The sequence below is a fragment of the Rothia sp. 11273D007AR genome, from assembly GCF_053547255.1.
Genome location: NZ_JBPPWJ010000006.1, coordinates 79,135 through 101,743, shown reverse-complemented (window position 1 = coordinate 101,743; position 22,609 = coordinate 79,135). Strand labels below are relative to the sequence as shown.

Genomic DNA, 22,609 nt, shown 5'->3' with positions numbered 1-22,609 from the left:
CGCTTCTCTGTCTGAGATATTCCAGACTGATACTAGAGAAGCGGGGGCATGTCTTTGCCCCGCATCAGTGGGTTTTAGATAATTACCTCAGCCTCTCAGCTCCCTTTGTTAGAACTGAGGAAGTAGGGAATCGGCGCTTACCTATTGCGGGGGCTGGCTGGTGGGAGCTGGGTGGCCTGCTAGCTCACCGGTGTTGTATCGAGTCAGTAGTTCTAAGAATAGGTTCTGGTCAGCCGCTGACCAGCCTACCAAGCGTTTTCTGATGAGCTTTGTCCAGAGTTCATCAGAAGTGGCAAGGACCCGCTGCCCCTCATCGGTGAGGGTGATGCGGTGTGCCCTGCGATTAGTGGGGTCGGTTTCGCGTTGCAAATATCCTTTAGCTTCAAGTGCGGCTACCTGGCGGCTAATTGTTGATTTGTCGGAGTGAAGAGCCTCAGCTAAAGCAGCTGAGCTTGCCCCTGCATGCTCTCTTACAAAACCCATGAGCAGGGATTCAACATAGCTAAACCCTGGGTCATGCCTTACCCGGGAGTTTCGATAGTCCTTAATGAGTACGCGCAGCTGGTGTAAGAGTGGGTCAAGCGTCTCATCTGCGGCCATTGATTTTTCCATCGGGTCTCCTTAGTATCAATAGTTGTATAATACAACTATCTTTGGGAATCTTATGTCAGTCATCAAGTCATCTGCCGGGGCTGTGCCGGCAATGCCTGCTTCTGCAACCAAGCATAAACACGCCCACTCGCCCATCCCCGGGATGCCTGCCCTGGCAGGCCATGCTCTGCTGAGTACACTGATGGCCTTTCTTATGCTCTTACTCTACCTAGGTGGCTTCCACCGACCGGCACCTCAAGATCTTAACCTTGCTATTGTGACCGATAATCCCCAGATAGCAGCTGCCTATCAAGCCGGGCTGCAAGAAGCTCTGGGGGAGGGTGCCCATATTTACCCTCTGGCATCTGCCGAAGAGGCAAGGATTCAGCTACAGAACCGGGAGCTCCAGGGGGCTTACATCCCCGAAGAAGGAAGGGCTACAGTCCTTATTGCTTCGGGCGCATCGGGGACTACTGCAGAAATCGTCAACAAGATATTCCAGAGTGCAGCCCAGAAACAGGGAGTAGCCCTCACCGTTGAAGACCTGGTACCCCTTGAGGAAGCTGACCCCATTGGCCAGAACTCCTTTTTCTACCTAGTAGCCCTATCCGTTGGGTCCTATGCTACTTCTCTTGCTATTGCTGCCGTTGGCATGCACAGTTCTCTCAAAGGGCGCCTGTTGATGGCGTTCATCGCTGCCCTAGCAATCCCCACCCTTTTCGTGCTGGCATCAAATTGGGGCTTCGGTGTCTTTGAGGGGCATTTAGGAGCGGCATGGGGCCTTTCCCTGGTTTATTCCGCGGCAGTTCTTATGATTGGCATAGGGCTGCGTCCCATTGTGACCCACTACAGCACCTTGCTGATGGCCACCCTCTTTGTCGGAATGAACTTCACCAGCTCGGGCGGTGTTTTCTCACCTGAGGTGCAACCTGCCTTTTTTGGCTTCCTCCACGAATTCTGGATTGGTGCTGGGTTTGTTGAGACGATGCGCAACCTGACCTATTTTCCTCAGCTTCCAAACACCCACTCCCTCGCAGTTCTCTTCGGCTGGTTGCTTGTAGGGTTCATCTGTTTGATAGCAGGTAAGGCCTGGGAAAACCGTCAGCGGCAGAAACTACATTTTGCACACTAACCTGCCAGCAGGTCGCCCTTCCCTTACCACGTACACACATTGCCCCTCACCATGTGTGAGGGGCAGTTCTAGTCACTAAAAGAAAAGTACGTCTAGGCCGCTTTAACCGGCACCCAGACCTGCATCTGAAAATCATCAGCGGACGGGTCGCCCGGCCCATAGGCCTCAAAGACCGGGCCATTGGGCTTAAAACCTGATGCGGGCAGGAAGGTGCCCATCAGGTGGTCCACCCCGGCCATGGTGCTCATGGGCACCGGGCCCTCAACGGTCGTCACCGCGAACTCACCGCCGTCCACCTTAAGGGCATTGAGGCCCAGAGCCTGCGCGGTTTCCAGGTTCTCCACCAGAATCCCCGCCATGTAGTCGAACTCGCCGGCAGCGTTCATCCCCACAATCACACCCATCGAATGGACCTCAGGCATGGTCACCCCCCGCGCCTCGGCATGGGCGGTGAGCTTCTTCCAGAGCTCGCCAATGCCGGCGCCCTGCTTCACGGTCTCGCGGAAGCCCGCAATAAAGAACTCATCCTTGTGCTCTACACGCGCACCAATCATCGACTACTCCTTAGAAAAATGTGTGTCGGCTCTATTTTAGTCGCCACACCCGCAGCCACAGCCACACGAGGCCTGCTTCGCAGACTGCCCTGATTCGGCAGAGGCCCCCTGCAACGCCGGCGCAGAACTGTGGCCCCCCATCAGATTGACCCGGTTGCCGATGTCGGGCCCCCCGGCAGGCTTAGGGGTCACCCCTGCCAGTACCGCAGCAAAGCCAGCCGGCTCAGCGGCAGGAACCGTTGCGGGGGCGTCCGTACCACCGGTACCGCAAGCCGCCGCAGCGGCGTTGACCCTGGGCTGCTTCACCTCCCCAAAATGGGAAAAGCGGCGAAGCTGCTCAGCGGTAGGGTACATATACGACACCTTGACCAGGCCCTCCACCAGCAAGATGGGCAGAACCTCAGCCCCGGCCATAGCAAGCTGATCGGCTACCGGCTCACAGTCGGTAAAAGCAGAAGGGTAGGAATCGGTGGAGTAGACGGCAATATCTAGGCCCTCATCGAGCAGCTCCTGGGCCGCGGTGAGGAAGACGTCGCGCTGGGTGTCGCCGGGGTCGTCCGGATTTTCACCGGCAGCTGGGATGAAAACTTCAAGGGGGGTGCTACCCAGGGTGTCTTGAGAGGGGCGTGCCACTGCTGCTCCGTTCGTTGGTTGGTGTGCCCTACCAGCCTACGCCCGTAAACGCCTGCAGAAAAGGTCAGGCGGCACACCCCAGTCGGGGTGCACCTCCTGTTATTCCTTGTCAGTTCGATGTAGGTGGGCTAGTCGCCGATAAAGAACTTGCGCAGGGCTGAACGCAGGCTGCGGTCGTCCTGCTTCTGCTCAGTCTCATCCATAGGCTGCTGGGGCTCAGTCGACTCAGCTGCCAGTGATACCTTCTTAGCCCGGGCAGCAATGCTGGGTACAGCGTCGGTATCGGTGGTCTGGTACTCCTTGCGCTCTTCGGGGGTGCCGAAAGCGAGGGTTCCTATCGTGTTGGCGATGTTCTTCTGCTCAGGAGAAGCAGGCACACGGGCCACCCCGGGGTCGATATCGCGGATATCCGGGGTTTTCTCATCGTTAGTTACGGGGAGGTCAGTGGGGAACGCTGCCGCTGCGTAGGCACTTGCTGCCCGGCTCAGAGGGCTGGCGGTGCTTTCGTCCTGCTCCTGAGCGGACGGCGCCGGTAGAGCCTCGGCCTCGGGTGAGGTGCCCGGTTCAGGGGTGGCAGTTGGCTCAGAAGCAGACTCATCTGCATCTGGAGTGGTGAAGAGGCTAGAGGCGTTTTCTGAGGTCGTGGTCGACTTAATAACCACCGGCGCTGCGGGAGCAATCACCGGCTCGGAGCTATTGGTCGGGGTGGGTTCGTCTGCCAGAGCGGGGGCTTCATCGCTCTTGGCGGGCTCTTCGGCTGCGGCAGTCTCAGGCTCAGCCGCTGACTCGGGATCAATTTCGGCTAGAACCGCGCGGTAACGGGCTTCGGTGGGGGCGAGCGTCCACCCCAGGAAGCCGGGGAGGGCGACTGGCTCAACGGTGCCCACCCAGGCGATAGTCTGCGCGAGAGTGGACGCCCCCGGTGCCACCCTGGGGGCAACGGCAGCTGCCGGGGCGGGGGAGTTGCTGCCGGCGTCCTGACCTACCAGCTCGCCGGTCACAAAATCTGCCAACGAGAGCGCAACCTGAACCGGCACGGAAGCCTCACCGCGCCTGCGCGCGATGACTTGACCTGCGGTGCCCTGAGCGCCGCGCGCCAGGTCAATGGCGTAGAGGTGGGTAGGGGAGTTGGCAATTTCGATCCACAGGGTGTGGTTAAGGACGGCCTGGACGGTGCCGTCCGTCTTTTCGGGCGCCTTCCAGGGAGCTGAATCGAGGGTGGACGCCCCAAAGTCAGCCTGCGGGGTGGAGGCGATAACGTTCTGGCCTGCGACTTCGGCAACCACACCGTTGCGTACTAGTGCCCGGTAGAACTTGAGCTCAGGGGTGAAGGTAAAGCCGCGCTGCTTCTCTTCGGCGGCAATTTCGGCAGGTGAGTAGCCGGAGTTGTGCCCGCGGGCAAGCAGGGCAGAGCGCAACCGCAGCCCGTTATTTGAGACGGTGGACGCTGAATCAGGGGCAGGTGCCTCAGTGTGGTCAGTTTCATGTTCAGGCGCGGAAGAGAGCGGCATCTGCTTGACAATGGTTTGACCGCCCGGTGATGAGTTGACACGCACGTTATAGGAACCCTCGAAGTTCCCTGCGCGGGCCATTTCGTAGATAGCGACAGTGGCAGAGCGGGCGTAATCGGCTGGGGGAGGGGTGCCTAGAGAACCGGTGACGGCACAGGTAACGCTGTCTAGTTCGGTGTTGTGTACGGTAAAACGGACCTCCAGAGGCTGCTGATGAGCCTCTGAATGCCACTGGGTAAGGTGTGCGAGAGCTAAAAGGTGCGGGGGGAGCTCGGAGTGCGAATCAAAACTCATAGACTCTATTTTTGCATGCTTAAGCGGATGGGGAAGATAAGGCTTGCGAGGGCGGTGGGTTGGAGTTGGGGATGCGGGTGAATAGTAGAGCGGATGTATTAAATTTTCTTAGCTGCGCAGGGGTGCCTGAGTGTTTTTGTGGTACAAGTTTTGGCCGCCATTAATAGACAAGTTGGAGATGGGCTCTGGTCCCTAACTCTTTAGGTCTGAGGTGGTGTCAATTTTTATCGAAAATTTCCACCGATAAGACCTGCCCTGGGTGTTAGCATGAATAAGATTTTTATTACTTTTAGGGGAAATTAAAAACATGACTCACACACTGTCGCGCCGTAACGTGGTCAAGGGTAGCGCATGGGCTGCTCCTGTTGTTGTAGCCACTGCCGCCGTTCCTGCCTACGCAGCCTCTTTCACCTGCCCTGACGTTGCACCTACTTTTGCTCATGAAACAGCGGAAGGCACCCATCGGGTGACTGCAACCTACAGCTTCCCTGATGCTGGTTCCTACGCCCAGATCGTTCTTGTTTCCAACGCTGAGTTGGCAGATCCCACTGGCATTGCCGGGGCTACCCTTTCTACTGACCGTAAGACCCTCACTATTCCTGCTGGCTCTGGCCCTGTGGAATTCTCTGCAACCGCCCTTGTGCCTCAGGAGCAAACCAATAATGGGGGCTTCACTCTGCGTTTTACCTACACCATTAACAACTCGCAGTGTGGCTTCTCCTCCACCTTCACCGAGTGGGGTACCGTCGGTTCCAACTAGGTGGCATGTATCTTAATAGTCGGGTCGCGTAACCATTCTTTCTTGAAAAGAGGGTAGACGCGACCCAGACTTTTTAAGGCTTAGTCTCTCGAAGATACGACAAGCTACTGGGTATTGGTTCTGACTCTTGGGCGGGGTATCAGCGTTGCACTCAGCCCGGTGAGCAGGGCTGAGAGGTCAAAGGTGAAAGCCTCGTCCTGGGGGTGCTCCCCAGAGCCGTGTAGGCCTCTGTCATGACGGGGTGTGTCGTGTTGGTAGTGAGGCTGTGCTTAACTAAGTAAAAAACGGTATTCAAAGTGCTGAATTTTTACTTTTTAATTAAAAGAACATAGGAAAAATTTTAAATAATGGTGCTCACGCAAGGTTTTTCATGGAAAATACCAAGCTGAAGCTTGGCTTTTTGGAAGAAATGAAACACCTAGTTAGCACGTAGTTGCGGCTAGATTGAGTGCTGTAAATTACTATTTCTAATCACAGTAGGTTACTCCCTTTAAAGTTTTATGTTGAGTGTATGCTAACTCTTGTCCGAATGCTTTTAGATGAAAGTAAAAACATGACTCACACACTGTCGCGCCGTAACGTGGTCAAGGGTGGCGCATGGGCCGCTCCCGTTGTGGTGGCTACTGCCGCTGTTCCTGCCTACGCAGCCTCCTCCCTGGTGTGCCCGACTGACTACCTGCTTGATAATCCAGGGGTATATGAAGAAGTATCAATAGACACCGCAGATGGTTATCATATTGTGCTATTTTCTTACGCTTTTACCTCGACAAGTAGATACACCACTATTACTTTTGTTGCGAGCGATGAAGTGGTAACCTTCGATTCGTTTGATGCTCAGAATTACACCATTAATTCTGATAACCGTACTATCACTGTAGTCAACGATGGTGCTCTTGATGAGCTCGGTTTTGACGTGTATGTTAAGGTTCCCGCCACCAAGGTTAGAGAAGCAGAATCAACCGGTGGCTACACGGTTTCTGTGAATTTCACTATTGATGGTGAATGTGCAACTACCGATGGTTTCTCAGATTTTTCCAGAACAACAGGAATCCGTGAGTAAGCTCCTGAAGCCAGTCGCATGATTATTTAAATAAAAGGTAGGCAGCCCTGCGTGGGCTGCCTACCTTTATGTTTATCTCTATGCCGGGGAACCTGCGACGGATGTAAGTGACATTGACCTGCCCGAATAAGCTCCACCCCCGGGGCGGGCGTCCGCTCAGGACGTGTGAGACAGGCTACCTGCCGACCGGTAGGGGGCGTAAGATAAGCAGAAGAATGGGTCTAATGACGCACCCATCACATATATAGTTCACGAAAGGTGCACACCGGCTATGACCGTAGATGTGAAAGAACTTTTGGCAAAGGTGCCTACCGGCCTACTCATCGATGGCCAGTGGCGCGATGCCTCAAACGGCGAAACCTTCGACGTTGAAAACCCCGCCACCGGCGAAGTCATCGCCACTCTAGCTTCTGCTACTGAAGAAGACGCCTTAGCTGCCCTCGATGCCGCCTGCCGCGCAGAAAAAGAAGCGGGGGACCACGGCTGGGCCGCCATACCTCCGCGTGAACGCGCTGAGATTCTGCGCCGTGCCTTCGAGCTGGTCACCGAACGCGCCGAAGAATTTGCCACCCTCATGACCCTAGAAATGGGCAAGCCCTACGCCGAAGCCCTCGGCGAGGTCAAGTACGGGGCTGAGTTCCTACGCTGGTTCGCCGAAGAAACCCCCCGCCACTACGGCCGCTCCCTCGACATGCCCGAGGGCACCCTGCGCATGATCACCCGCCGCAAGCCCGTAGGCCCCTGCCTGCTCATTACCCCCTGGAACTTCCCCCTGGCCATGGGCACCCGCAAGGTTGCCCCCGCCATAGCAGCAGGCTGCACCATGGTACTCAAGCCCGCCCGCCTAACTCCGCTGACCAGCCAGTACTTCGCCCAGACCATGCTGGACGCTGGCCTGCCCGCGGGCGTCCTCAACGTCGTCTCGTCTAAGTCGGCAGCCGCTGTCTCCGAGCCCATCATGAGCGATTCCCGTCTGCGCAAGGTCTCCTTCACCGGCTCCACCCCCGTCGGCAAGGACCTGCTCAAGAAGGCCGCCGAGAACGTGCTGCGCACCTCCATGGAACTCGGCGGTAACGCCCCCTTCCTGGTCTTCGAGGACGCCGATCTCGATCAGGCCGTCGCCGGAGCCATGGCCGCCAAAATGCGTAACATCGGCGAAGCCTGTACCGCCGCCAACCGCTTCATCGTGCACGAATCCCTAGCCGAAGAATTCTCCCGGAAGTTCGCCGAAAAAATGGGCGAACTCAAGCTCGGCAACGGCCTGGACGAAGGCGTCACCTGCGGCCCCCTCGTCGAAAAGAAAGCCCAGGACTCCATGGTTGCCCTCGTCGAGGACGCCGTCGCCAAGGGCGCCCGCGTACTCACCGGCGGTGAAAAGGGCGAGGGCGCAGGCTACTTCTTCAAGCCCACCGTGCTCGTTGACGTGCCCCTCGACGCCCGCGTCGCCCGCGAAGAAATCTTCGGCCCCATCGCCCCCGTCTTCACCTTCAAGGACGAATACGAGGCCTACGAGCTAGCCAACGACACCGAATACGGCCTGGCCTCATACGTCTACACCGAATCCATCGACCGCCTCTACCGCGCCAGCGACCACCTAGAGTTCGGCATCATGGGCTTCAACGCCGGTGTAGTCTCCAATGCGGCCGCCCCCTTCGGTGGCGTCAAGCAGTCCGGCATGGGCCGCGAAGGAGCAGCCGAAGGCATCGACGAGTACTCCTCCATCCAGTACATCGGCATCCGCGACCCCTACGCCAACTAAGACCCAAACCCCGCGGACGCCCGCCCTGGCACCGTTGCCTCAGCACCGTCGCCCCAGCGCGGGCGTCCGCACCCCAACTTTTTGTAGTTACAAAAATCCATCACCAAAGGAACCCTCAACCATGGCCGACATTGCCTACCGCCTACCCCAGCAGATCAGCCTCAACGGCACCGTCCCCGGCCCCAAATCAGCCGAACTCGCAGCCCGCCGCGCCGCCAACGTCCCCGCCGGCGTAGCCTCCACCCTGCCCGTCTACGCAGCGGACGCCGACGGCGGCGTCATCGTCGACGTCGACGGCAACTCCTTCGCTGACCTCGGCTCCGGCATCGCCGTCACCTCCGTTGGCGCCTCCGCCCCCAAAGTCGTAGACGCCGTACGCGAAGCAGCCACCCACTTCACCCACACCTGCTTCATGGTCACCCCCTACGAAGGCTATGTAGCCGTCGCCGAAAAACTCAACCAGCTCACCCCCGGCGACTTTGACAAGCGCACCGTACTCTTCAACTCCGGCGCCGAAGCTGTAGAAAACGCCGTCAAAATCGCCCGCGCAGCCACCGGCCGCAACGCCGTCGTCGTCTTCGACCACGCCTACCACGGCCGCACCAACCTCACCATGGCCCTCACCGCCAAGGCCGCCCCCTACAAGAAGGGCTTCGGCCCCTTCGCCCCCGAGGTCTACCGCGCCCCCATGAGCTACCCCTACCGTGACGGTGATCTAGGTGGCAAGGAAGCAGCCGCCCGCGTCATCAACATGATCGAAAAGCAGATCGGCTCCGAATACGTCGCCGCAATCCTCATCGAACCCATCCAGGGCGAAGGCGGCTTCATCGTCCCCGCCGAAGGCTTCCTGCCCGAGCTGGTCACCTGGGCCCGCGAAAAGGGCATCGTCTTCATCGCGGACGAAGTCCAGGCAGGCTTCTGCCGCACCGGCAGCTGGTTCGCCTCCGACCACGAAGGCATCGAACCCGACCTCATCACCACCGCCAAGGGCATCGCCGGCGGTATGCCCCTCTCCGCCGTCACCGGCCGCGCCGAACTCTTCGACAAGGTCCAGCCCGGCGGCCTCGGCGGCACCTACGGCGGCAACCCCGTCGCCTGCGCCGCAGCCCTAGCCGCCATCGAAACCATGGAAGAGTGGGACCTCAACGCCCGCGCCGCCCGCATCGAAGACATCGCCCGCGAAAAGCTCGGTCCCCTCGTTGACGAACTCGACATCGTCGGTGAAATCCGCGGCCGCGGCGCCATGTTCGCGGTCGAATTCGTAGCAGACTCCGACTCCAAGGAACCCCACGCCACCGCCGCCAAAGACATCGCAGCAGCCTGCGCCGAACGCGGCGTCCTCATCCTCACCTGCGGCACCTACGGCAACGTCGTGCGCCTGCTACCCCCGCTGACCATCAGCGAAGAACTCCTTGGCCAGGCCCTGGACATCTTCGTGGAAGAAATCCGCAAGGTCGCGGGGAACTAATCACCTGTTTGCAGTTTCGTAAGGGCAGGGTAGGAGCGGGCAGGTGCCCCTGAGCCAGGAAACAGGCAGGAAATACCCTCCGCCAGGCTGACCCTCTCGTAGCTCGCCCTGGGGGCTCGCTACGATTCACGCCAGACCCAGCCAGCCTGGCTTTGAGGGTATTTCCCGCCCGAGAGCTGGCCCCGCATCCAGCTTGTTGAGTTGCATCTAGGTGCGGTACGGACGCCCCGTAAGCCGACTGGCTGGGGCTGGCATGAATCGCATGCGAGCTTGCGAGCCTGCGAGAAGGTTAGTCGGCGCAGGGGCGTCCGTACCGCACATACCCACAAACACAAAGGAACTAAACCCATGAGCTACCGACTTGAAGACCCCACCACCGGCGAGGTGCTCGAAACCTTCGACACCCTCACCGACGAGCAGGCCGTTGCGGCTGTAGAGCGTGCCCACGCCGCCTACCTTTCCTGGCGCAACACCAGCGTCGAAGAGCGCGCCGCTATCGTCAACCGCATCGCCGAGCTCTTCGAAGAGCGCAAGCAGGAACTGGCCGAAATCATCTCCCAGGAGATGGGTAAGCCTATCTCAGAGGGCATCGAAGAAGCCGAATTCTCCTCAGCCATCTTCGCCTACTACGCCGGGATCGCCGCCGACCACCTCAAAGACGAGCCGATTCCCTCAGAGACCGAAAACTCCGAGGCCTACATCCAGCGCAAGCCCCTGGGTGCCCTGCTGGGTATCATGCCCTGGAACTTCCCCTACTACCAGGTTGCCCGCTTCGCTGCCCCCAACCTCATGCTGGGCAACACCATCGTGCTCAAGCACGCCGAAATCTGCCCCAAGTCAGCGCTCGTCATTGCTGAGATCATGAAGGACGCCGGGCTGCCCGAAGGTGCCTACGAGGCAGTTTTTGCTAGCCACGAGCAGATCGAGACCATGATTGGTCACCGCCACATTCAGGGTGTCTCCCTGACCGGCTCCGAACGAGCTGGCGCTATCGTTGCCGGTATTGCCGGGCGCAACCTCAAGAAGGCCGTGCTCGAACTGGGCGGCTCCGACCCCTACATCGTGCTCGACACCGACAATGTCGCTGAAGCTGCCGCCACCGCCTGGGGCTTCCGCATGTACAACACCGGCCAGGCCTGCAACTCCAACAAGCGCATGATCGTCATGGCCGACATTTACGACGAGTTTGTCGCTGAACTCGTCAAGCTGGCCGAGGCCATGAAGCCGGGCAAGCCCGCCGAAGCGGACGAGACCACCTACATGGCCCTCTCCTCCCGCTCGGCTGCCGAAGGTCTCAAGAAGCAGCTGGACGAGGCCGTTGCCGCCGGTGCCACCCTGCGCGTCGGTGGGCAGCTACTGGATGAGAAGAGCGCCTACCTCTCCCCGGCCGTCCTTACCGACGTGCCCGTCGGCTCCGAGGTCTACTACCAGGAGCTCTTCGGCCCCGTCGCCACCGTCTACCGGGTAGAAAGCGACGAAGAAGCCATCGAGCTGGCTAACAACACCCAGTACGGCCTGGGTGGCGCCGTCTTCTCCCGGGACGAGGCTCGCGCCCGCCGCCTGGCCCAGCAGATTGACGCCGGCATGGTCAACGTCAACACCCCCGCCGGTGAAGGCGCCGAAATCCCCTTCGGCGGCGTCAAGAACTCCGGCTACGGCCGCGAACTTGGCCCCTACGGCATGGACGAATTCGTCAATAAGCGCCTCTACTTCGTGCAGAAGTAGGCCTGTTTGACCCGCAGGCTTAGGCGTAGGGTGTGCTGTCGCTAGTGCAGATTGCCCAGCCCCACGGTTTGTCATGAAACCCCGGACGATACATCCGGCTCGTGACGAACCGTGGGACTGGTGTTATGTGGGGGTGGGCAACCTTGTCTTTCACATACCCCTAGGGGTATTATCTCTAGGGTGAAGAAAGAGAAAGAAGAACCGTGCTGTTAGCTCTTGCAGGCGGCCTGGCCGTGGGTCTGCTCATGGGTGCCCTAGGTGGGGGCGGAGCTATTTTGGCGATTCCCCTGCTGGTCTATGGGTTTGGCTTTACACCCACCCAGGCGACCCTGGCCTCCCTGGTTGTTGTGGGAATCGGCGCTAGCACGGGTGTGGTGACTCAGGCCCGCTCTGTTGACTGGCGACGCGGCGCCCTTTTTGGTGCCCTTGGTTTAGCCGGTGCCTACGGCGGTCGAGTGCTGGCTCATGGCATCGATGGGCAGCTGCTCCTGCTGGCCTTCTCTGTTCTGCTGCTGGTGGTTGCCAGTCTGATGGTGCGTGCAGCGCGCAGGGGGTCTATTCGGGCACAAAGTGCGGACGCCGCCTCCCGCCCCTCTGCCTTTCGGCAGGGACTTGCGCTGGTGGGTGCGGCTACAGGGGTTGGCTTCTTGACCGGCTTCTTTGGAGTAGGGGGAGGTTTCGCTATTGTTCCCGCCCTGACCCTGCTTCTGGGGCTTAGTATGGCAACTGCCGTGGGAACGTCCTTACTTGTCATCCTAATCAACAGCCTGGTTGCTTTAGCTCTGGGTGCTGGGGCGCTACCGTCCTTGGATTGGTCGGCGCTTGCCCCCTTGCTGGCTACAACTGTGGTCGGTACCCTGGCCGGTACCTGGGGTGGTAGGCGGGTGCCCCAGCGTTCCCTGCAGCTAGCCTTCGCAATTTTTCTCTACGTCGTCGCAGCCTACATGGCAGCTACCACCCTCATTGAACTGATGGCATAAAGAAAGGAAAAACATGTCAGATACTATAAGCTCCCTCCCCTCAACTCTTGAGGTGCAGCAGCTGGCGCAGAACATTAAAGACTCCCACACGACCCTGCTGCTCGATGTGCGCACCCCAGCTGAATACGAGGGCGCCCACATTCCCGGCAGTGTAAATGTTCCCCTAGCCCTGATTGAACAGCACCCCGAAGAACTGAGCGCCTTCATCGACGATGAAGCTATTATCATCTGCCGTTCTGGTGCTCGCGCTACCCGCGCCCAGAAATTCCTGGCAGGTGCTGGTGTTACTCGCACCAGTGTGCTCACTGGCGGTATGGAGGCATGGAAGAAGGCTGATCAGCCCGTCAATGTGGGCCCAGCCCGCTGGGATCTCGAGCGCCAGGTGCGCCTGGTGGCAGGTTCTCTGGTGCTGGGTGGGGTAGTGGCTAGCACTATCTTCCCCAAGGCTAAGTATCTGGCTGGCGCTATCGGTGGTGGCCTAACCTTTTCAGCGGTCAGCAATACCTGTGCCATGGGTACAGCACTTTCCAAGCTGCCCTACAACAGGGGTGGTGACGTGACCCTGCGCGAAGCTAAGCGCCGCCTGGCTACTGCTGGCACCTCCCAGGCGAGCTAGGCTCCGGCTTTAAAATAAGGACGCCGCACCCCGGCTCCTACTCCGCACCTAGTGGTGCTGGGGTAGGGGTCGGGGTGCGGCTTTGTGGTGATCTGGGCGGGTTTAGGCCAGGGAGAGGAACATTTTCTCTAGCTGGTCGGGGGTCATTTCGGGCTCATCTGCGGTGAGGCACTGCTGGAGGCCGCTGGCAACCACGGCAAAACTGGCGCGATCAACCGCCTTGGAGGCGGCGGCCAACTGGGTGACGATTTTTTGGCAGTCATCACCTTCTTCGAGCATGCGGATAATACCGTTGAGCTGCCCCTGGGCTCGCTTGAGGCGGTTGATCACGGGTTTCATCTCTTCGGGGTTGAGTTGCACGACTCCTGCTTTCTGGTAAAAACTTTTTCTCTAGTATACCCCCGGGGGTTTGTTTTTGGGTGGGGCTCTGTTATCTTTTAAATACCCCCAGGGGTATTTTTAAACGAGTGATACCGAAAGGACCTACCGTGCTCTTTGAACGCATCTACGAAGAAGGCCTCGCCCAGGCCAGCTACTTCATCGGCTGCCAGCGCAAGGGTGAAGCCATTGTGGTGGACGCCCGTCGCGACATCCAGGTCTACCTCGACCTAGCTGCCAAAAACAACATGAAGATTGTGGCAGCTACCGAAACCCACATCCACGCCGACTACCTCTCAGGAACCCGCGAACTGGCGTCCGTAACCGGCGCCACCGTATACCTCTCCGGCGAAGGCGGGGACGACTGGCAGTATGATTTCGACGGCACCCGCCTCTACCACGGCGACACCATCCAGCTCGGAAAGATTACCGTCACCGCCCAGCACACCCCCGGCCACACCCCGGAGCATCTCTCATTCCTTATCACCGATGGTGCTGTGGCCGACGCCCCCGGCTACATGCTCACCGGCGACTTCGTCTTCGTGGGCGACCTGGGCCGCCCCGACCTACTCGACGAGGCAGCAGGCGGCATCGACACCCGCTTTAACGGGGCCCGCGACCTCTTTACCAGCCTCAAACATGTATTCATGCCCCTACCTGGCCACGTGCAGGTGCACCCCGCCCACGGCGCAGGATCCCCCTGCGGCAAGGCTCTCGGCGCGGTTCCCTCAAGCACCGTTGGCTACGAAAAAGCCTACGCCTGGTGGGCTCCCTACGTGCGCAACAACGACGAACAGGGCTTTATTGACGAGCTACTCAACGGCCAGCCCGACGCCCATGCCTACTTTGCCCGCATGAAGAAGGAAAACCGGGTCGGCCCTGCCCTCATCGGTTACCCTGCCCCCGAACCTGCTGAACTCACCGCTGCCCAGGTGGCAGAAAAACTTGAGGCTGACGAGGCTATCTTCATTGATACCCGCGACCAGCACGACGTGCACAGCGGCACTGTGGAAGGCTCGCTGAACGTTCCGGCAGGCCCCCAGGCCTCTAACTTCGCAGCCTGGGTGCTAGACCCCGAACGCGAAAGCCGCCCCCTGGTCGTCCTGGCCGATACTGAAGCCCAAGCGACTCACCTGCGCGATGCCCTCTACCGGGTAGGCATCGATACCGTGCGCTACTACACCACCGACATCGAACCCCTGGTGAACTTCACCCCGCCCCTGGTCACAGTGGACGAGCTGGACGCCACCGACCGCGACGCCCTGGTCGATGTGCGCGCTAAAAATGAGTACGCCGCAGGCACCATTCCCGGTGCCCAGCAGCTCTCAGGTGGTTCAGCCCTCTGGCGCCTTGATGAACTGCCCGCCCCCGGCTCGACCCTGCTGACCTTCTGCCAGTCCGGCGTGCGCAACTCGGTGGTTGCCAGCGGTCTGCGTCGAGCCGGTTACACCGTGCTCGAACTTGAAGGCAGCTACGCCGCCTGGGCGGCGCAGAACTAGCCGGGTGCGGGATGGACCAGGCTACCTTTAGGAGTTGGCGCGGGTGAGCGCGGCGGCGACGTCGGCCAGCAGGGCGGGCACGTCGTCCTTATCCATCATGACCTCCAGGAAAACCAGCTTGTCGCGTGTGGCCTGGGTCAGGGCGGTTGCTTCCAGCAGCTCAGCGGCGGTGGTCACGCGCAGCATGAGCACGTCGTCCTCGGTCGCCCCCAGCGCTGCCGGAATCAGCTGCCAGTTATAGCGGCGAATATCGTTGTAGGGCTGGGTGGGGCCGTGAATGGCACGCTCCACCGTGTAGCCGTCATTGTTGATCAGCACCACCACCGGGTTGGTCTTCTGCTCCAGCATGGTGCCGATTTCCTGGAAGGTTAGCTGGGCTGAGCCGTCGCCAATGAGCAGGACGCCGCGCGCACCCCGGTCTGCGATGGAAGCCCCCAGCATGGCAGGCAGGGTATAGCCGATTGAACCCCACAGGGGCTGGCCGATAAACATGGAATTCTCGGGGAAGCGGCGGGAGGCCATACCGAAGAAGGAAGTGCCCTGGTCGGCCACCACAATGTTGCCCGGGGACAGCTCACGGGAGAGCAGGGACCAGAGGACGTCCTGGGTCAGCGGGGCGTCCATGTCGATGTCTTCGTGGGTTTCTTCTTCCCAGGGCAGTAGCTCCTTGGGGGCTGCACCCACTTCAAGGGCGACCTCGCGCACCAGGTCAAGGGCGGTATCGAGGGTGAGCGGGGCGTAGGTCTTGCGGCCAATCTTGGCGGTCTGGGCCCCCAAAAAGACGGTGTTCTCGGGCAGGTTCTGGGAGAAACCGGCGGTGGTGGTGTCGGTGAAGGTTACGCCCGCGCAGATCAGGGCTTCTGCCTGCTCCACGGCGTCCTTGGTGCGGGCCGACGACACCACCCCGGCGTAAATACCAGCAAAAGCCGGCTTGGACTCGTCCACCAGGGTCTTGCCCCACATCAGGGTGGCGTAGGGCAGGCCGGTTGCCGCCAGCATCTCGGTCAGGTTAGCCTGCGCACCCATGCGGTGAACCAAAAGGTCAGCAAGCACCGTGGTCTGCTTGCCCGCCAGCACTTCAGCCAGGTCAGCGCGGAAGGCTTCAACAGCACCGGGGGACGAGAGGGCCTTGGGCACCTCCAGCGGGCCGCTCGGCGGGGCCACCTCAACCCGGGCAACGTCGGTTGCCAGCAGAATGTAGCCGGGGCGCTTCTGAATCATCATCTCGCGCAGCACGCGGTCAATTTCGGCGGTAGCGGTGGCGTGCTCAAGGTTAGCAACCGCGCAGGACACCTCAGAGGCCATACGAATAAAGTGGGTGAAATCGCCATCACCCAGGGTGTGGTGCATGGTCAGGTGGGCGGCCTGGGCGTCCTTCGACGGAGCACCCACGATATGCAGGACGGGCACGTGCTCGGCGTAGGAACCGGCCGTTGCGTTAATAGCGGAAAGCTCACCCACACCGTAGGTGGTCACCAGAGCGCCAATACCGCCTACGCGGGCGTAGCCGTCCGCAGCATACCCGGCATTGAGCTCATTGGCGTTGCCCACCCAGGTAAGTTCCTTATGGGCAATCACATGGTCAAGGAACTGAAGGTTGAAGTCGCCGGGCACACCGAAAATATCGGTGGCGCCCAGGGAAACAAGGCGGTCAAGCAGGTAGTCGCTGACGGTGTAGGTCATGGGTGGTGTCCTTATAAATCTAAGAAGAGGAGCAAGGGGTCTTTTGCATGAGATACCTGCGGGGTGTTGCGGGTATCACTTCTATAAGAATGTTAGCGGTGAATGGCTCTATGCCTCTACATTCCATGTTTGAGAGCGGAGTGGTGAACTGAAATCATGCATCAACCCAGGCCTGGACAGCGGCGCGGATAGCTTCTGAACGGTTAAGATGCTCAACCTCAGCTTTATGTAAGAGGGCTGCAAGGAGTTCCTCCTCCATGCGGACGGGAATGACCGATGCAGGAGCGCTCCCAAGGCTTGGGCGGCCACGTTTCTTAAATTTTTCTACTGCGTAGCCTGCTTCAGCCTCGTCAGCCCAGGCTTGAATCTGCTCTTCTGTGACCGGGGTGCCGTTGATAGTTTCCATAGAAATATCGTAATACGAAAATGCGCACGAGAGTATAGTGGGTTTTATGACACAGCCAGACATTCTCGGTGCCCCCTACACCGCCGAAACCATCGACCTAGGCCACGACGCAGAAGGCCCCATCGTTGCCACTCTCGTCCACCGACCCGCAGATACTGGCGGGGCGGACGCAGCTCCCCACCTCCCGGCGTCCGCGCAGGGGCAAGACTGGGCGGCACAGCCCGCCGTACTCTACCTGCACGGCTTTGTGGACTACTTCTTCCAGAAGGACCTCGGCGACTGGTGGGCAGCCCGCGGCCACGACTTCTACGCCCTTGACCTGCGCAAATATGGGCGCTCCCTGCTACCGGGGCAGACCCCCTTCTACACCGAAAACCTCGACGACTACTTCGAAGACCTCACCGCCGCCTGGCAGCTCATCACCGGCCGCGACGGGCACCAACAGGTTATTCTCATGGCCCACTCCACCGGCGGACTCATCGCCTCCCTCTGGGCCAGCCGAACCGCCCCGCCCGAGCTGGCTGCTGTCGTCCTCAACTCCCCCTGGCTCGACCACTTCAACAACCCGCTTGAGCGTGCCCTCATGACCGGGTCGGTGGCGGCGCTCGCGCGCTTCAAGCCGCGCGCCATCGTGCAGAAGGAGCAGGAGGACGCCTACGCCCGCTCCCTGCACGCTGAGCACGCGGGCACCTGGCAGTTCAACACCGACTGGAAGACCCTCAACTTCCCACCCGTCTACGCGGGCTGGCTGGCGGCTGTGCGCCGAGCCCACCGGCAGCTACAGCGCGGCCTCGACATCCAAGCTCCCGTTCTGCTGCTAACCTCGGCCCGCTCCGGCAAACTCACAAACCCCACTGATCGCCACGACTTCGACGCGGTGCTCAACGTGCAGGGCATCCGCCGCTGGGGTCTAGGGCTGGGCAAGGACGTCACCAGCCGTGTCATCGACGGCGGAACCCACGACCTCGTCCTCTCACCCGAACCCGCCCGTACCGCCACCTACCGGGCTATCGGCGAGTTCATCGACCGTCTCTAGGTAGCCCAGCCTAGCCTCACCCGGCGGTTAAGCGGGGGAGCAGGCAAGCTCACTCTAGACTTGCTGGAAGAAAGCTGGGGGGACTCTCTACACTTAGACCTATGACGAACCAACCGAACGAAGCAGCCCCCGTAGCTGCCGCCCCTCACTCCCACACCGGAGAAGCCCACAACATGGGCGGAGCCTACCAGGAAAAACTCAACCGCCTCCGCGCCTCCGTCCTCGGTGCTAACGACGGCATTGTCTCTGTCGCCGCCACCGTTGTTGGTGTTGCCGGTGCAAACACCAGCACTTCAGCCATTGGTGTTGCCGCCGCTGCTGCTGTTGTCGGTGGTGCTATCTCCATGGCCCTGGGCGAGTTCGTCTCGGTATCGTCCCAGGTGGATAGCCAGGAAGCGCTTATTTCCAAGGAAAAGGCTGAGCTGCACGACATGCCCGAGTACGAGCTCGATGAGTTGACCGAGATCCTTGAAGAGCGCGGCATCTCGCCCGAAACCGCCCGCAAGGCGGCTATCGAGATGACCGAGAAGAACGCCCTCAAGACCCACCTGCGTTTTGAACTGGGCATCGACGAAGAAGACATCCCTTCCCCCTGGTCTGCTGCCTTCGCGTCGGCCGGCTCCTTCCTGGTGGGTGCCCTGCTACCGACCCTGCTGATTCTGCTCTTCCCCGAGTCCATCCGTATTCCGGTGACCTTTGCGGGCGTGCTGATCGCCCTGGCTATTACCGGCACTCTGGGGGCTAAGTGGGGCGGTTCCCCGCACTACGGCAAGGCCGCCCTGCGCGTCGTCATCGGTGGCGCCCTAGCCCTGGCCGTCACCTTCGGTGTTGGCTCCCTGCTGGGGGCAACCGGCGTGGTCTAGGCCAACGAGGCTGACGACCTCCCAGCTGAAGGCGGGGCCGGCGTCCTTACCGCAGGACGCCGGTCGCGGTGCTAGCTCGGTGCGGCGGGCGGTCACGACCCAGAAACGGCCGTCGCGGTGAGCGATATGGGCGGCGTGTAGGTCGGGTTCGGTGACGGTCATTTCACCGGGGTTTAGGTCGTTGGGGTCTGCCTGCTCACCGGCGTCCGCCAGGAGGGTGCGGACGGCTACCTCGGCTACCTGCTCGATGGGGGAATGGGAGGAGCGCCCGCGCAGCCCGGCGAGTTCTACCCTGCCCTGCTGGGCACTCTGGGCTAAGGTCAGGGCCTGTTCGAAGGTCAGGCGCCCGTAGGTGTAGCCGGTGGGCAGGCTGATAGCGACCGGGGCGAAGCGGTGCCCGCCGGTGTGGGAGCACTCCCAGACGCTGCCGTCTGCGAGTTGTTCGGATACAAAGGACGCAATGGGTCGGCCGCGTACCGCGCAGCAGCGGTCGCGCTTGGAGTGGGTGCAGACAAGGGTCAGTGTTTCACGTGAAACAACCGCACCGGGTATATTTCCGGGGGTTTCGAGGGGGAGGGAGAGTAAATCCTCCGCGCCTGTTACTTCAAAAGAGTAGAGCCGGGCGGGTGAAAAATCCCTACCCCCGGTGACCGCAAGGAAGGCGCGGCGGCGGGCGCCGGCGTCCTTAACCTTCTGTCCCTCACGACCGGGCTGCCGAATCAGCAGCAGGCGGGCACCCACCTGCGCCATCTTTTCTTTAAGGGCGGCTGAGAGTTCTGCCCCAAAGACGGTTCCATCGAGAATATCGCGGCCCCAGCCACCGGGGTGCTCCAGCAGGACCCAGAGCGTCTCGCGGGCAGCGGTACCCGGCAGGTTCTCATCAACCGGCAGGGAGCAGGAATCGGCAGGAATAGCGGGCGCGGTAGGGCTAGTCATGGGCATAAGTGTACGCCAGCGCGGGCTTTACGGGGCATCGAGCGTGCGTCATATCGCCGAGAGTGCGCACGGTTGCTGCACGCTCAGCGATATGACGCACGCTCGCGCGGGGTCAGGGCTTCGCCTACTCATTGGGTAGCCTAGATACATGACTTCACCCGCAGACTCAGCCCCCGCAGAGCCGCAGCCACCTGTGCGCATCGACGCCTGGCTATGGTCAGTGCGCGTGTTCAAAACCCGCTCACTGGCGTCCACCGAGGTCAAAGCCGGGCACGTGCGCATCAACAGCGAGCACGCCAAGCCCTCCCAGAAAATCAAACCCGGCGACACCGTCACCGTGCGCTACCCCGGCTGGGAGCGCGTACTTATCGTACGAAAAACCATCTCCAAGCGCGTCGGTGCTCCCGTAGCCGTCACCTGCTACAACGATATCTCCGCCCCCAAACCCGCGTACCTCACCAGCGGTGCCCTACCCCGTCGCGACCGGGGTGCAGGCCGCCCCACCAAAAATGAACGCCGCGCCCTCAATAAACTCCGCGGCTACGAGAAAGAATAGCCATGCCCCACACCCTGCGCCCGGCCGTCCTTGCCGACGTGCCCGCCCTCTCAGCCTTTGCCAGTGCCCACTTTCCCGACGCCGCCCCGCCTGTGGTTCCCCGCGAGTTCGTTGCGGCCTTTGTGAGCGAAAACCTAGATGAGGCGTCCTTCACCCGCTACATTGAAACCGGCGCCTACAGCTTCACCCTGGCCGTCAACGAAGCGGGCGACATCATCGCCTACTTCGGCATCGACCACGAGGCACCCCAGCCCGCCGAAATTCCCGGCAACGCCGCCTATCTGAGCAAGTTCTACCTCTCCGCAGAAACCCGTGGAACCGGTCTGGCTAGGGAACTCATGGACGCCGCTATCGCCGCCGCCCGCGCAGGCGGTAAAGACGGCCTGCACCTTGGCACCCACCAGCTCAACCACCGCGCCCAGGCCTTCTACGAAAAGATGGGATTCACCCGGGTGGGTGAGCGCACCTTCCAGCTCACTGCCACCGAAGTCGCCCACGACTACATCTACCACCTGTCTATTTAAAACCTGAAGATTGTGCAGGTCGGTGCGGTATTATGACTCTACGCCTTGCCTTCCCCCACTCGCTCGCAGCGGCAGGGCTCGAGGAGAATAATGAATTTCGAGATCCGCCCACCTGTGCCCGCAGAGGCCAGAGCGTGGGAAGAGCTGCGCATGACGTCCTGGCGTCACGCCTACGCAGGCACATTTACCCCCGAAATGTTCGCCAAGCAGGAAGAGCAGCTGGACGCCCGCGCCACCGGATTCGCAGAGTGGCTAGATTCCACCGGTGGCACCGGTGAAGATATTCAGCAGCAACTGGGCCAGCACCGCCGCGCCCTGGTGGCGGTAGAAAAGGACGCCGCGGGCAAGTTACTGGGCCTGGCTTTCGCCTCACAGATGCCCTACGAGGTACAAAAACTTGAAATGCTCTACCTGCTGCCCGAGGCCTTCGGCACGGGAGTTGCCCAGGCCCTGCTGGGTGAGGTGCTCGACCCCGGCCCGGCTGAACTTGAGGTGCTCTCCACCAACGCCCGCGCGATTCGTTTCTATGAAAAAGAAGGCTTCACTATCGCCCGCTCTGACGAGTTTGCGGGCCGTAAAACCTACATCATGACCCGGCCCTAGCAGCCCCACTTTTGACCGTAACGCTAAATGCCATGTGCGCGGTAACGATTCGCGCACATGGCATTTATCGTTACACTCAGCCGAGGCGGAGCGGTGCGCGGACGCCGGTGGTAGGGTGAAAGAGTCAGGCCGGGTTGGCCCCGCTGTGAGGAGCCCGGCTCGAACCCTCACCAAGGAAAACACCCTATGACTAGCTCACCTGCCGCGCCTGGCCGTCCGCCCCTGAACCGCGACACCACCGTCTGCATTTCTCTCTCGGGCCGCCCCTCAAACCACGGCATCAAGTTCCACAACTACCTCTACGAAAAGTTTGGCCTGGACTTTCTCTATAAGGCCATGACCACCACCGACATTGAGGCCGCTATCGGTGGCGTGCGGGCCCTGGGAATTCGCGGGTGCTCGGTGTCCATGCCCTTCAAGCAGGCGGTGATTCCCCTGGTCAACGAGATGGACCACTCCGCTGAGGTCATCGGTGCGGTCAACACCATTGTGAATACTGACGGCTACCTCAAGGCCTACAACACCGACGTGATTGCGGTGGCCTCCCTGCTGGCCTCCCACCGGGTAGACCCCGCCCTGCCTTTCCTGCTGCGCGGCTCTGGCGGCATGGCGGCGGCTGTGGCTGGAGCCTTCTATGATGCGGGATTCCGCACCGGCACCATCATCGCCCGTAACGAAGAGGCGGGTCGGGCCCTGGCCGAGCGTTACGGCTACACCTGGGCCGCTGAGGTGGGCGAGCTGACCGCCCCCGTCATTGTGAACGTCACCCCCATCGGCATGGAGGGCGGCCCCGAGGTTGACACCCTGGCCTACCCCGCTCCCGCGATTGAGGCCGCCCAGGTGGTCTTTGACGTGGTCGCCATGCCCGTTGAAACCCCGCTGATTCGCGCTGGCCGGGCTGCTGGTAAGGAGGTCATTACCGGCGGTGAGGTCATTGCCCTGCAGGCTGCTGAACAGTTCAAGCTCTACACCGGGGTTGAGGTGAGCGACGCCGATGTGGCCGAGGCTGAGGCCCAGGCCAACTAGGTTCTTGAAGGTAGCC

Annotated in this window: 23 protein-coding genes; 15 read left to right on the top strand and 8 right to left on the bottom strand. The window is 60.7% G+C overall.

Annotated features, from left to right (window positions below; genetic code table 11):
- Positions 1 to 141 precede the first annotated feature (141 nt).
- Positions 142 to 612 carry a MarR family winged helix-turn-helix transcriptional regulator gene (locus ACED88_RS04735; RefSeq protein WP_237198268.1) on the bottom strand — a complete coding sequence of 157 codons (471 nt, stop codon included), beginning with the start codon at positions 610 to 612 and terminating at the stop codon, positions 142 to 144.
- A gap of 52 nt (positions 613 to 664) precedes the next feature.
- Here ACED88_RS04735 and ACED88_RS04730 point away from each other — a divergent pair, with 52 nt between their 5' ends.
- Positions 665 to 1,723, top strand: coding sequence for a hypothetical protein (locus ACED88_RS04730; RefSeq protein WP_449108883.1), 1,059 nt, complete (start codon positions 665 to 667; stop codon positions 1,721 to 1,723).
- A gap of 92 nt (positions 1,724 to 1,815) precedes the next feature.
- On the opposite strand, the gene ACED88_RS04725 is transcribed toward ACED88_RS04730, so the two are convergent.
- The 3 genes from ACED88_RS04725 to ACED88_RS04715 form a co-directional block, all read right to left on the bottom strand.
- Entirely contained in the window at positions 1,816 to 2,277 is a 462-nt protein-coding gene (locus ACED88_RS04725; protein WP_135013458.1) for a GyrI-like domain-containing protein, read from the bottom strand.
- Positions 2,278 to 2,313: 36 nt separating this feature from the next.
- The gene (locus ACED88_RS04720) at positions 2,314 to 2,910 is read right to left on the bottom strand and encodes an arsenic metallochaperone ArsD family protein (RefSeq protein WP_449108882.1); all 597 of its coding nucleotides are present in this window, start codon (positions 2,908 to 2,910) and stop codon (positions 2,314 to 2,316) included.
- Between the two features lie 128 nt (positions 2,911 to 3,038).
- Positions 3,039 to 4,715: a hypothetical protein gene (locus tag ACED88_RS04715; RefSeq protein WP_449108881.1), complete on the bottom strand. Its 1,677-nt coding sequence runs from the start codon at positions 4,713 to 4,715 to the stop codon at positions 3,039 to 3,041.
- A 307-nt stretch (positions 4,716 to 5,022) separates the two neighbouring features.
- Here ACED88_RS04715 and ACED88_RS04710 point away from each other — a divergent pair, with 307 nt between their 5' ends.
- The 7 genes from ACED88_RS04710 (at position 5,023) to ACED88_RS04680 (ending at position 13,083) form a co-directional block, all read left to right on the top strand.
- The gene (locus ACED88_RS04710) at positions 5,023 to 5,475 is read left to right on the top strand and encodes a hypothetical protein (protein ID WP_449108880.1); all 453 of its coding nucleotides are present in this window, start codon (positions 5,023 to 5,025) and stop codon (positions 5,473 to 5,475) included.
- Positions 5,476 to 6,028: 553 nt separating this feature from the next.
- Positions 6,029 to 6,535, top strand: a complete 507-nt coding sequence (locus ACED88_RS04705) for a hypothetical protein (RefSeq protein WP_449108879.1) — start codon at positions 6,029 to 6,031, stop codon at positions 6,533 to 6,535.
- A gap of 271 nt (positions 6,536 to 6,806) precedes the next feature.
- On the top strand, positions 6,807 to 8,294 hold the full coding sequence (locus ACED88_RS04700; RefSeq protein ID WP_449108878.1) for an NAD-dependent succinate-semialdehyde dehydrogenase: 1,488 nt from the start codon (positions 6,807 to 6,809) through the stop codon (positions 8,292 to 8,294).
- Positions 8,295 to 8,415: 121 nt separating this feature from the next.
- Complete coding sequence (gene gabT / locus ACED88_RS04695; RefSeq protein ID WP_449108877.1) at positions 8,416 to 9,762, top strand: 4-aminobutyrate--2-oxoglutarate transaminase; 1,347 nt, start codon at positions 8,416 to 8,418, stop codon at positions 9,760 to 9,762.
- Between the two features lie 348 nt (positions 9,763 to 10,110).
- Complete coding sequence (locus ACED88_RS04690; RefSeq protein WP_449108876.1) at positions 10,111 to 11,487, top strand: NAD-dependent succinate-semialdehyde dehydrogenase; 1,377 nt, start codon at positions 10,111 to 10,113, stop codon at positions 11,485 to 11,487.
- Positions 11,488 to 11,690: 203 nt separating this feature from the next.
- The gene (locus ACED88_RS04685) at positions 11,691 to 12,467 is read left to right on the top strand and encodes a sulfite exporter TauE/SafE family protein (RefSeq protein ID WP_237225425.1); all 777 of its coding nucleotides are present in this window, start codon (positions 11,691 to 11,693) and stop codon (positions 12,465 to 12,467) included.
- Between the two features lie 13 nt (positions 12,468 to 12,480).
- A complete protein-coding gene (locus ACED88_RS04680; protein ID WP_449108875.1) occupies positions 12,481 to 13,083 on the top strand; it encodes a rhodanese-like domain-containing protein in 603 nt (200 codons plus the stop codon).
- Between the two features lie 102 nt (positions 13,084 to 13,185).
- On the opposite strand, the gene ACED88_RS04675 is transcribed toward ACED88_RS04680, so the two are convergent.
- Complete coding sequence (locus tag ACED88_RS04675; protein ID WP_449107224.1) at positions 13,186 to 13,443, bottom strand: metal-sensitive transcriptional regulator; 258 nt, start codon at positions 13,441 to 13,443, stop codon at positions 13,186 to 13,188.
- A 128-nt stretch (positions 13,444 to 13,571) separates the two neighbouring features.
- Here ACED88_RS04675 and ACED88_RS04670 point away from each other — a divergent pair, with 128 nt between their 5' ends.
- A complete protein-coding gene (locus ACED88_RS04670; protein ID WP_449108874.1) occupies positions 13,572 to 14,960 on the top strand; it encodes an MBL fold metallo-hydrolase in 1,389 nt (462 codons plus the stop codon).
- Positions 14,961 to 14,987: 27 nt separating this feature from the next.
- Here the strand turns inward: ACED88_RS04670 and ACED88_RS04665 are convergent, their stop codons facing one another.
- Positions 14,988 to 16,643 (bottom strand): alpha-keto acid decarboxylase family protein, encoded by a 1,656-nt coding sequence (locus tag ACED88_RS04665; RefSeq protein WP_449108873.1) that lies wholly within the window; start codon positions 16,641 to 16,643, stop codon positions 14,988 to 14,990.
- A gap of 154 nt (positions 16,644 to 16,797) precedes the next feature.
- Entirely contained in the window at positions 16,798 to 17,049 is a 252-nt protein-coding gene (locus tag ACED88_RS04660) for a ribbon-helix-helix protein, CopG family (protein ID WP_237196077.1), read from the bottom strand.
- A 46-nt stretch (positions 17,050 to 17,095) separates the two neighbouring features.
- On the opposite strand from ACED88_RS04660, the gene ACED88_RS04655 reads away from it, so the two are divergent.
- Entirely contained in the window at positions 17,096 to 18,085 is a 990-nt protein-coding gene (locus ACED88_RS04655) for an alpha/beta hydrolase (protein WP_449108872.1), read from the top strand.
- Between the two features lie 101 nt (positions 18,086 to 18,186).
- Complete coding sequence (locus ACED88_RS04650) at positions 18,187 to 18,948, top strand: VIT1/CCC1 transporter family protein (RefSeq protein WP_449108871.1); 762 nt, start codon at positions 18,187 to 18,189, stop codon at positions 18,946 to 18,948.
- Here the strand turns inward: ACED88_RS04650 and ACED88_RS04645 are convergent.
- Positions 18,889 to 19,884 carry a sucrase ferredoxin gene (locus ACED88_RS04645; protein WP_449108870.1) on the bottom strand — a complete coding sequence of 332 codons (996 nt, stop codon included), beginning with the start codon at positions 19,882 to 19,884 and terminating at the stop codon, positions 18,889 to 18,891. The two genes, ACED88_RS04650 and ACED88_RS04645, sit on opposite strands and share 60 nt — an antisense overlap.
- Positions 19,885 to 20,032: 148 nt before the next feature.
- On the opposite strand from ACED88_RS04645, the gene ACED88_RS04640 reads away from it, so the two are divergent.
- The 4 genes from ACED88_RS04640 to ACED88_RS04625 all read left to right on the top strand — a co-directional run bounded on the left by ACED88_RS04640 (position 20,033) and on the right by ACED88_RS04625 (position 22,593).
- Entirely contained in the window at positions 20,033 to 20,440 is a 408-nt protein-coding gene (locus ACED88_RS04640) for an RNA-binding S4 domain-containing protein (protein WP_449107233.1), read from the top strand.
- Positions 20,441 to 20,442: 2 nt separating this feature from the next.
- The gene (locus tag ACED88_RS04635; RefSeq protein ID WP_449108869.1) at positions 20,443 to 20,964 is read left to right on the top strand and encodes an N-acetyltransferase family protein; all 522 of its coding nucleotides are present in this window, start codon (positions 20,443 to 20,445) and stop codon (positions 20,962 to 20,964) included.
- A 90-nt stretch (positions 20,965 to 21,054) separates the two neighbouring features.
- A complete protein-coding gene (locus ACED88_RS04630; RefSeq protein ID WP_449108868.1) occupies positions 21,055 to 21,567 on the top strand; it encodes a GNAT family N-acetyltransferase in 513 nt (170 codons plus the stop codon).
- 186 nt (positions 21,568 to 21,753) lie between these two features.
- The gene (locus ACED88_RS04625; protein WP_449107236.1) at positions 21,754 to 22,593 is read left to right on the top strand and encodes a shikimate 5-dehydrogenase; all 840 of its coding nucleotides are present in this window, start codon (positions 21,754 to 21,756) and stop codon (positions 22,591 to 22,593) included.
- Positions 22,594 to 22,609 lie beyond the last annotated feature (16 nt).

Bases quoted from the DNA above. Each gene is read 5' to 3' on its own strand.
- gabT (WP_449108877.1), top strand. From the start codon at position 8,416: ATGGCCGACATTGCCTACCGCCTACCCCAGCAGATCAGCCTCAACGGC.
- ACED88_RS04655 (WP_449108872.1), top strand. From the start codon at position 17,096: ATGACACAGCCAGACATTCTCGGTGCCCCCTACACCGCCGAAACCATC.
- ACED88_RS04690 (WP_449108876.1), top strand. From the start codon at position 10,111: ATGAGCTACCGACTTGAAGACCCCACCACCGGCGAGGTGCTCGAAACC.
- ACED88_RS04705 (WP_449108879.1), top strand. From the start codon at position 6,029: ATGACTCACACACTGTCGCGCCGTAACGTGGTCAAGGGTGGCGCATGG.
- ACED88_RS04630 (WP_449108868.1), top strand. From the start codon at position 21,055: ATGAATTTCGAGATCCGCCCACCTGTGCCCGCAGAGGCCAGAGCGTGG.
- ACED88_RS04635 (WP_449108869.1), top strand. From the start codon at position 20,443: ATGCCCCACACCCTGCGCCCGGCCGTCCTTGCCGACGTGCCCGCCCTC.
- ACED88_RS04700 (WP_449108878.1), top strand. From the start codon at position 6,807: ATGACCGTAGATGTGAAAGAACTTTTGGCAAAGGTGCCTACCGGCCTA.
- ACED88_RS04680 (WP_449108875.1), top strand. From the start codon at position 12,481: ATGTCAGATACTATAAGCTCCCTCCCCTCAACTCTTGAGGTGCAGCAG.
- ACED88_RS04710 (WP_449108880.1), top strand. From the start codon at position 5,023: ATGACTCACACACTGTCGCGCCGTAACGTGGTCAAGGGTAGCGCATGG.
- ACED88_RS04730 (WP_449108883.1), top strand. From the start codon at position 665: ATGTCAGTCATCAAGTCATCTGCCGGGGCTGTGCCGGCAATGCCTGCT.
- ACED88_RS04715 (WP_449108881.1), bottom strand. From the start codon at position 4,715: ATGAGTTTTGATTCGCACTCCGAGCTCCCCCCGCACCTTTTAGCTCTC.
- ACED88_RS04645 (WP_449108870.1), bottom strand. From the start codon at position 19,884: ATGACTAGCCCTACCGCGCCCGCTATTCCTGCCGATTCCTGCTCCCTG.
- ACED88_RS04625 (WP_449107236.1), top strand. From the start codon at position 21,754: ATGACTAGCTCACCTGCCGCGCCTGGCCGTCCGCCCCTGAACCGCGAC.
- ACED88_RS04660 (WP_237196077.1), bottom strand. From the start codon at position 17,049: ATGGAAACTATCAACGGCACCCCGGTCACAGAAGAGCAGATTCAAGCC.
- ACED88_RS04650 (WP_449108871.1), top strand. From the start codon at position 18,187: ATGACGAACCAACCGAACGAAGCAGCCCCCGTAGCTGCCGCCCCTCAC.
- ACED88_RS04640 (WP_449107233.1), top strand. From the start codon at position 20,033: ATGACTTCACCCGCAGACTCAGCCCCCGCAGAGCCGCAGCCACCTGTG.
- ACED88_RS04735 (WP_237198268.1), bottom strand. From the start codon at position 612: ATGGAAAAATCAATGGCCGCAGATGAGACGCTTGACCCACTCTTACAC.
- ACED88_RS04665 (WP_449108873.1), bottom strand. From the start codon at position 16,643: ATGACCTACACCGTCAGCGACTACCTGCTTGACCGCCTTGTTTCCCTG.
- ACED88_RS04725 (WP_135013458.1), bottom strand. From the start codon at position 2,277: ATGATTGGTGCGCGTGTAGAGCACAAGGATGAGTTCTTTATTGCGGGC.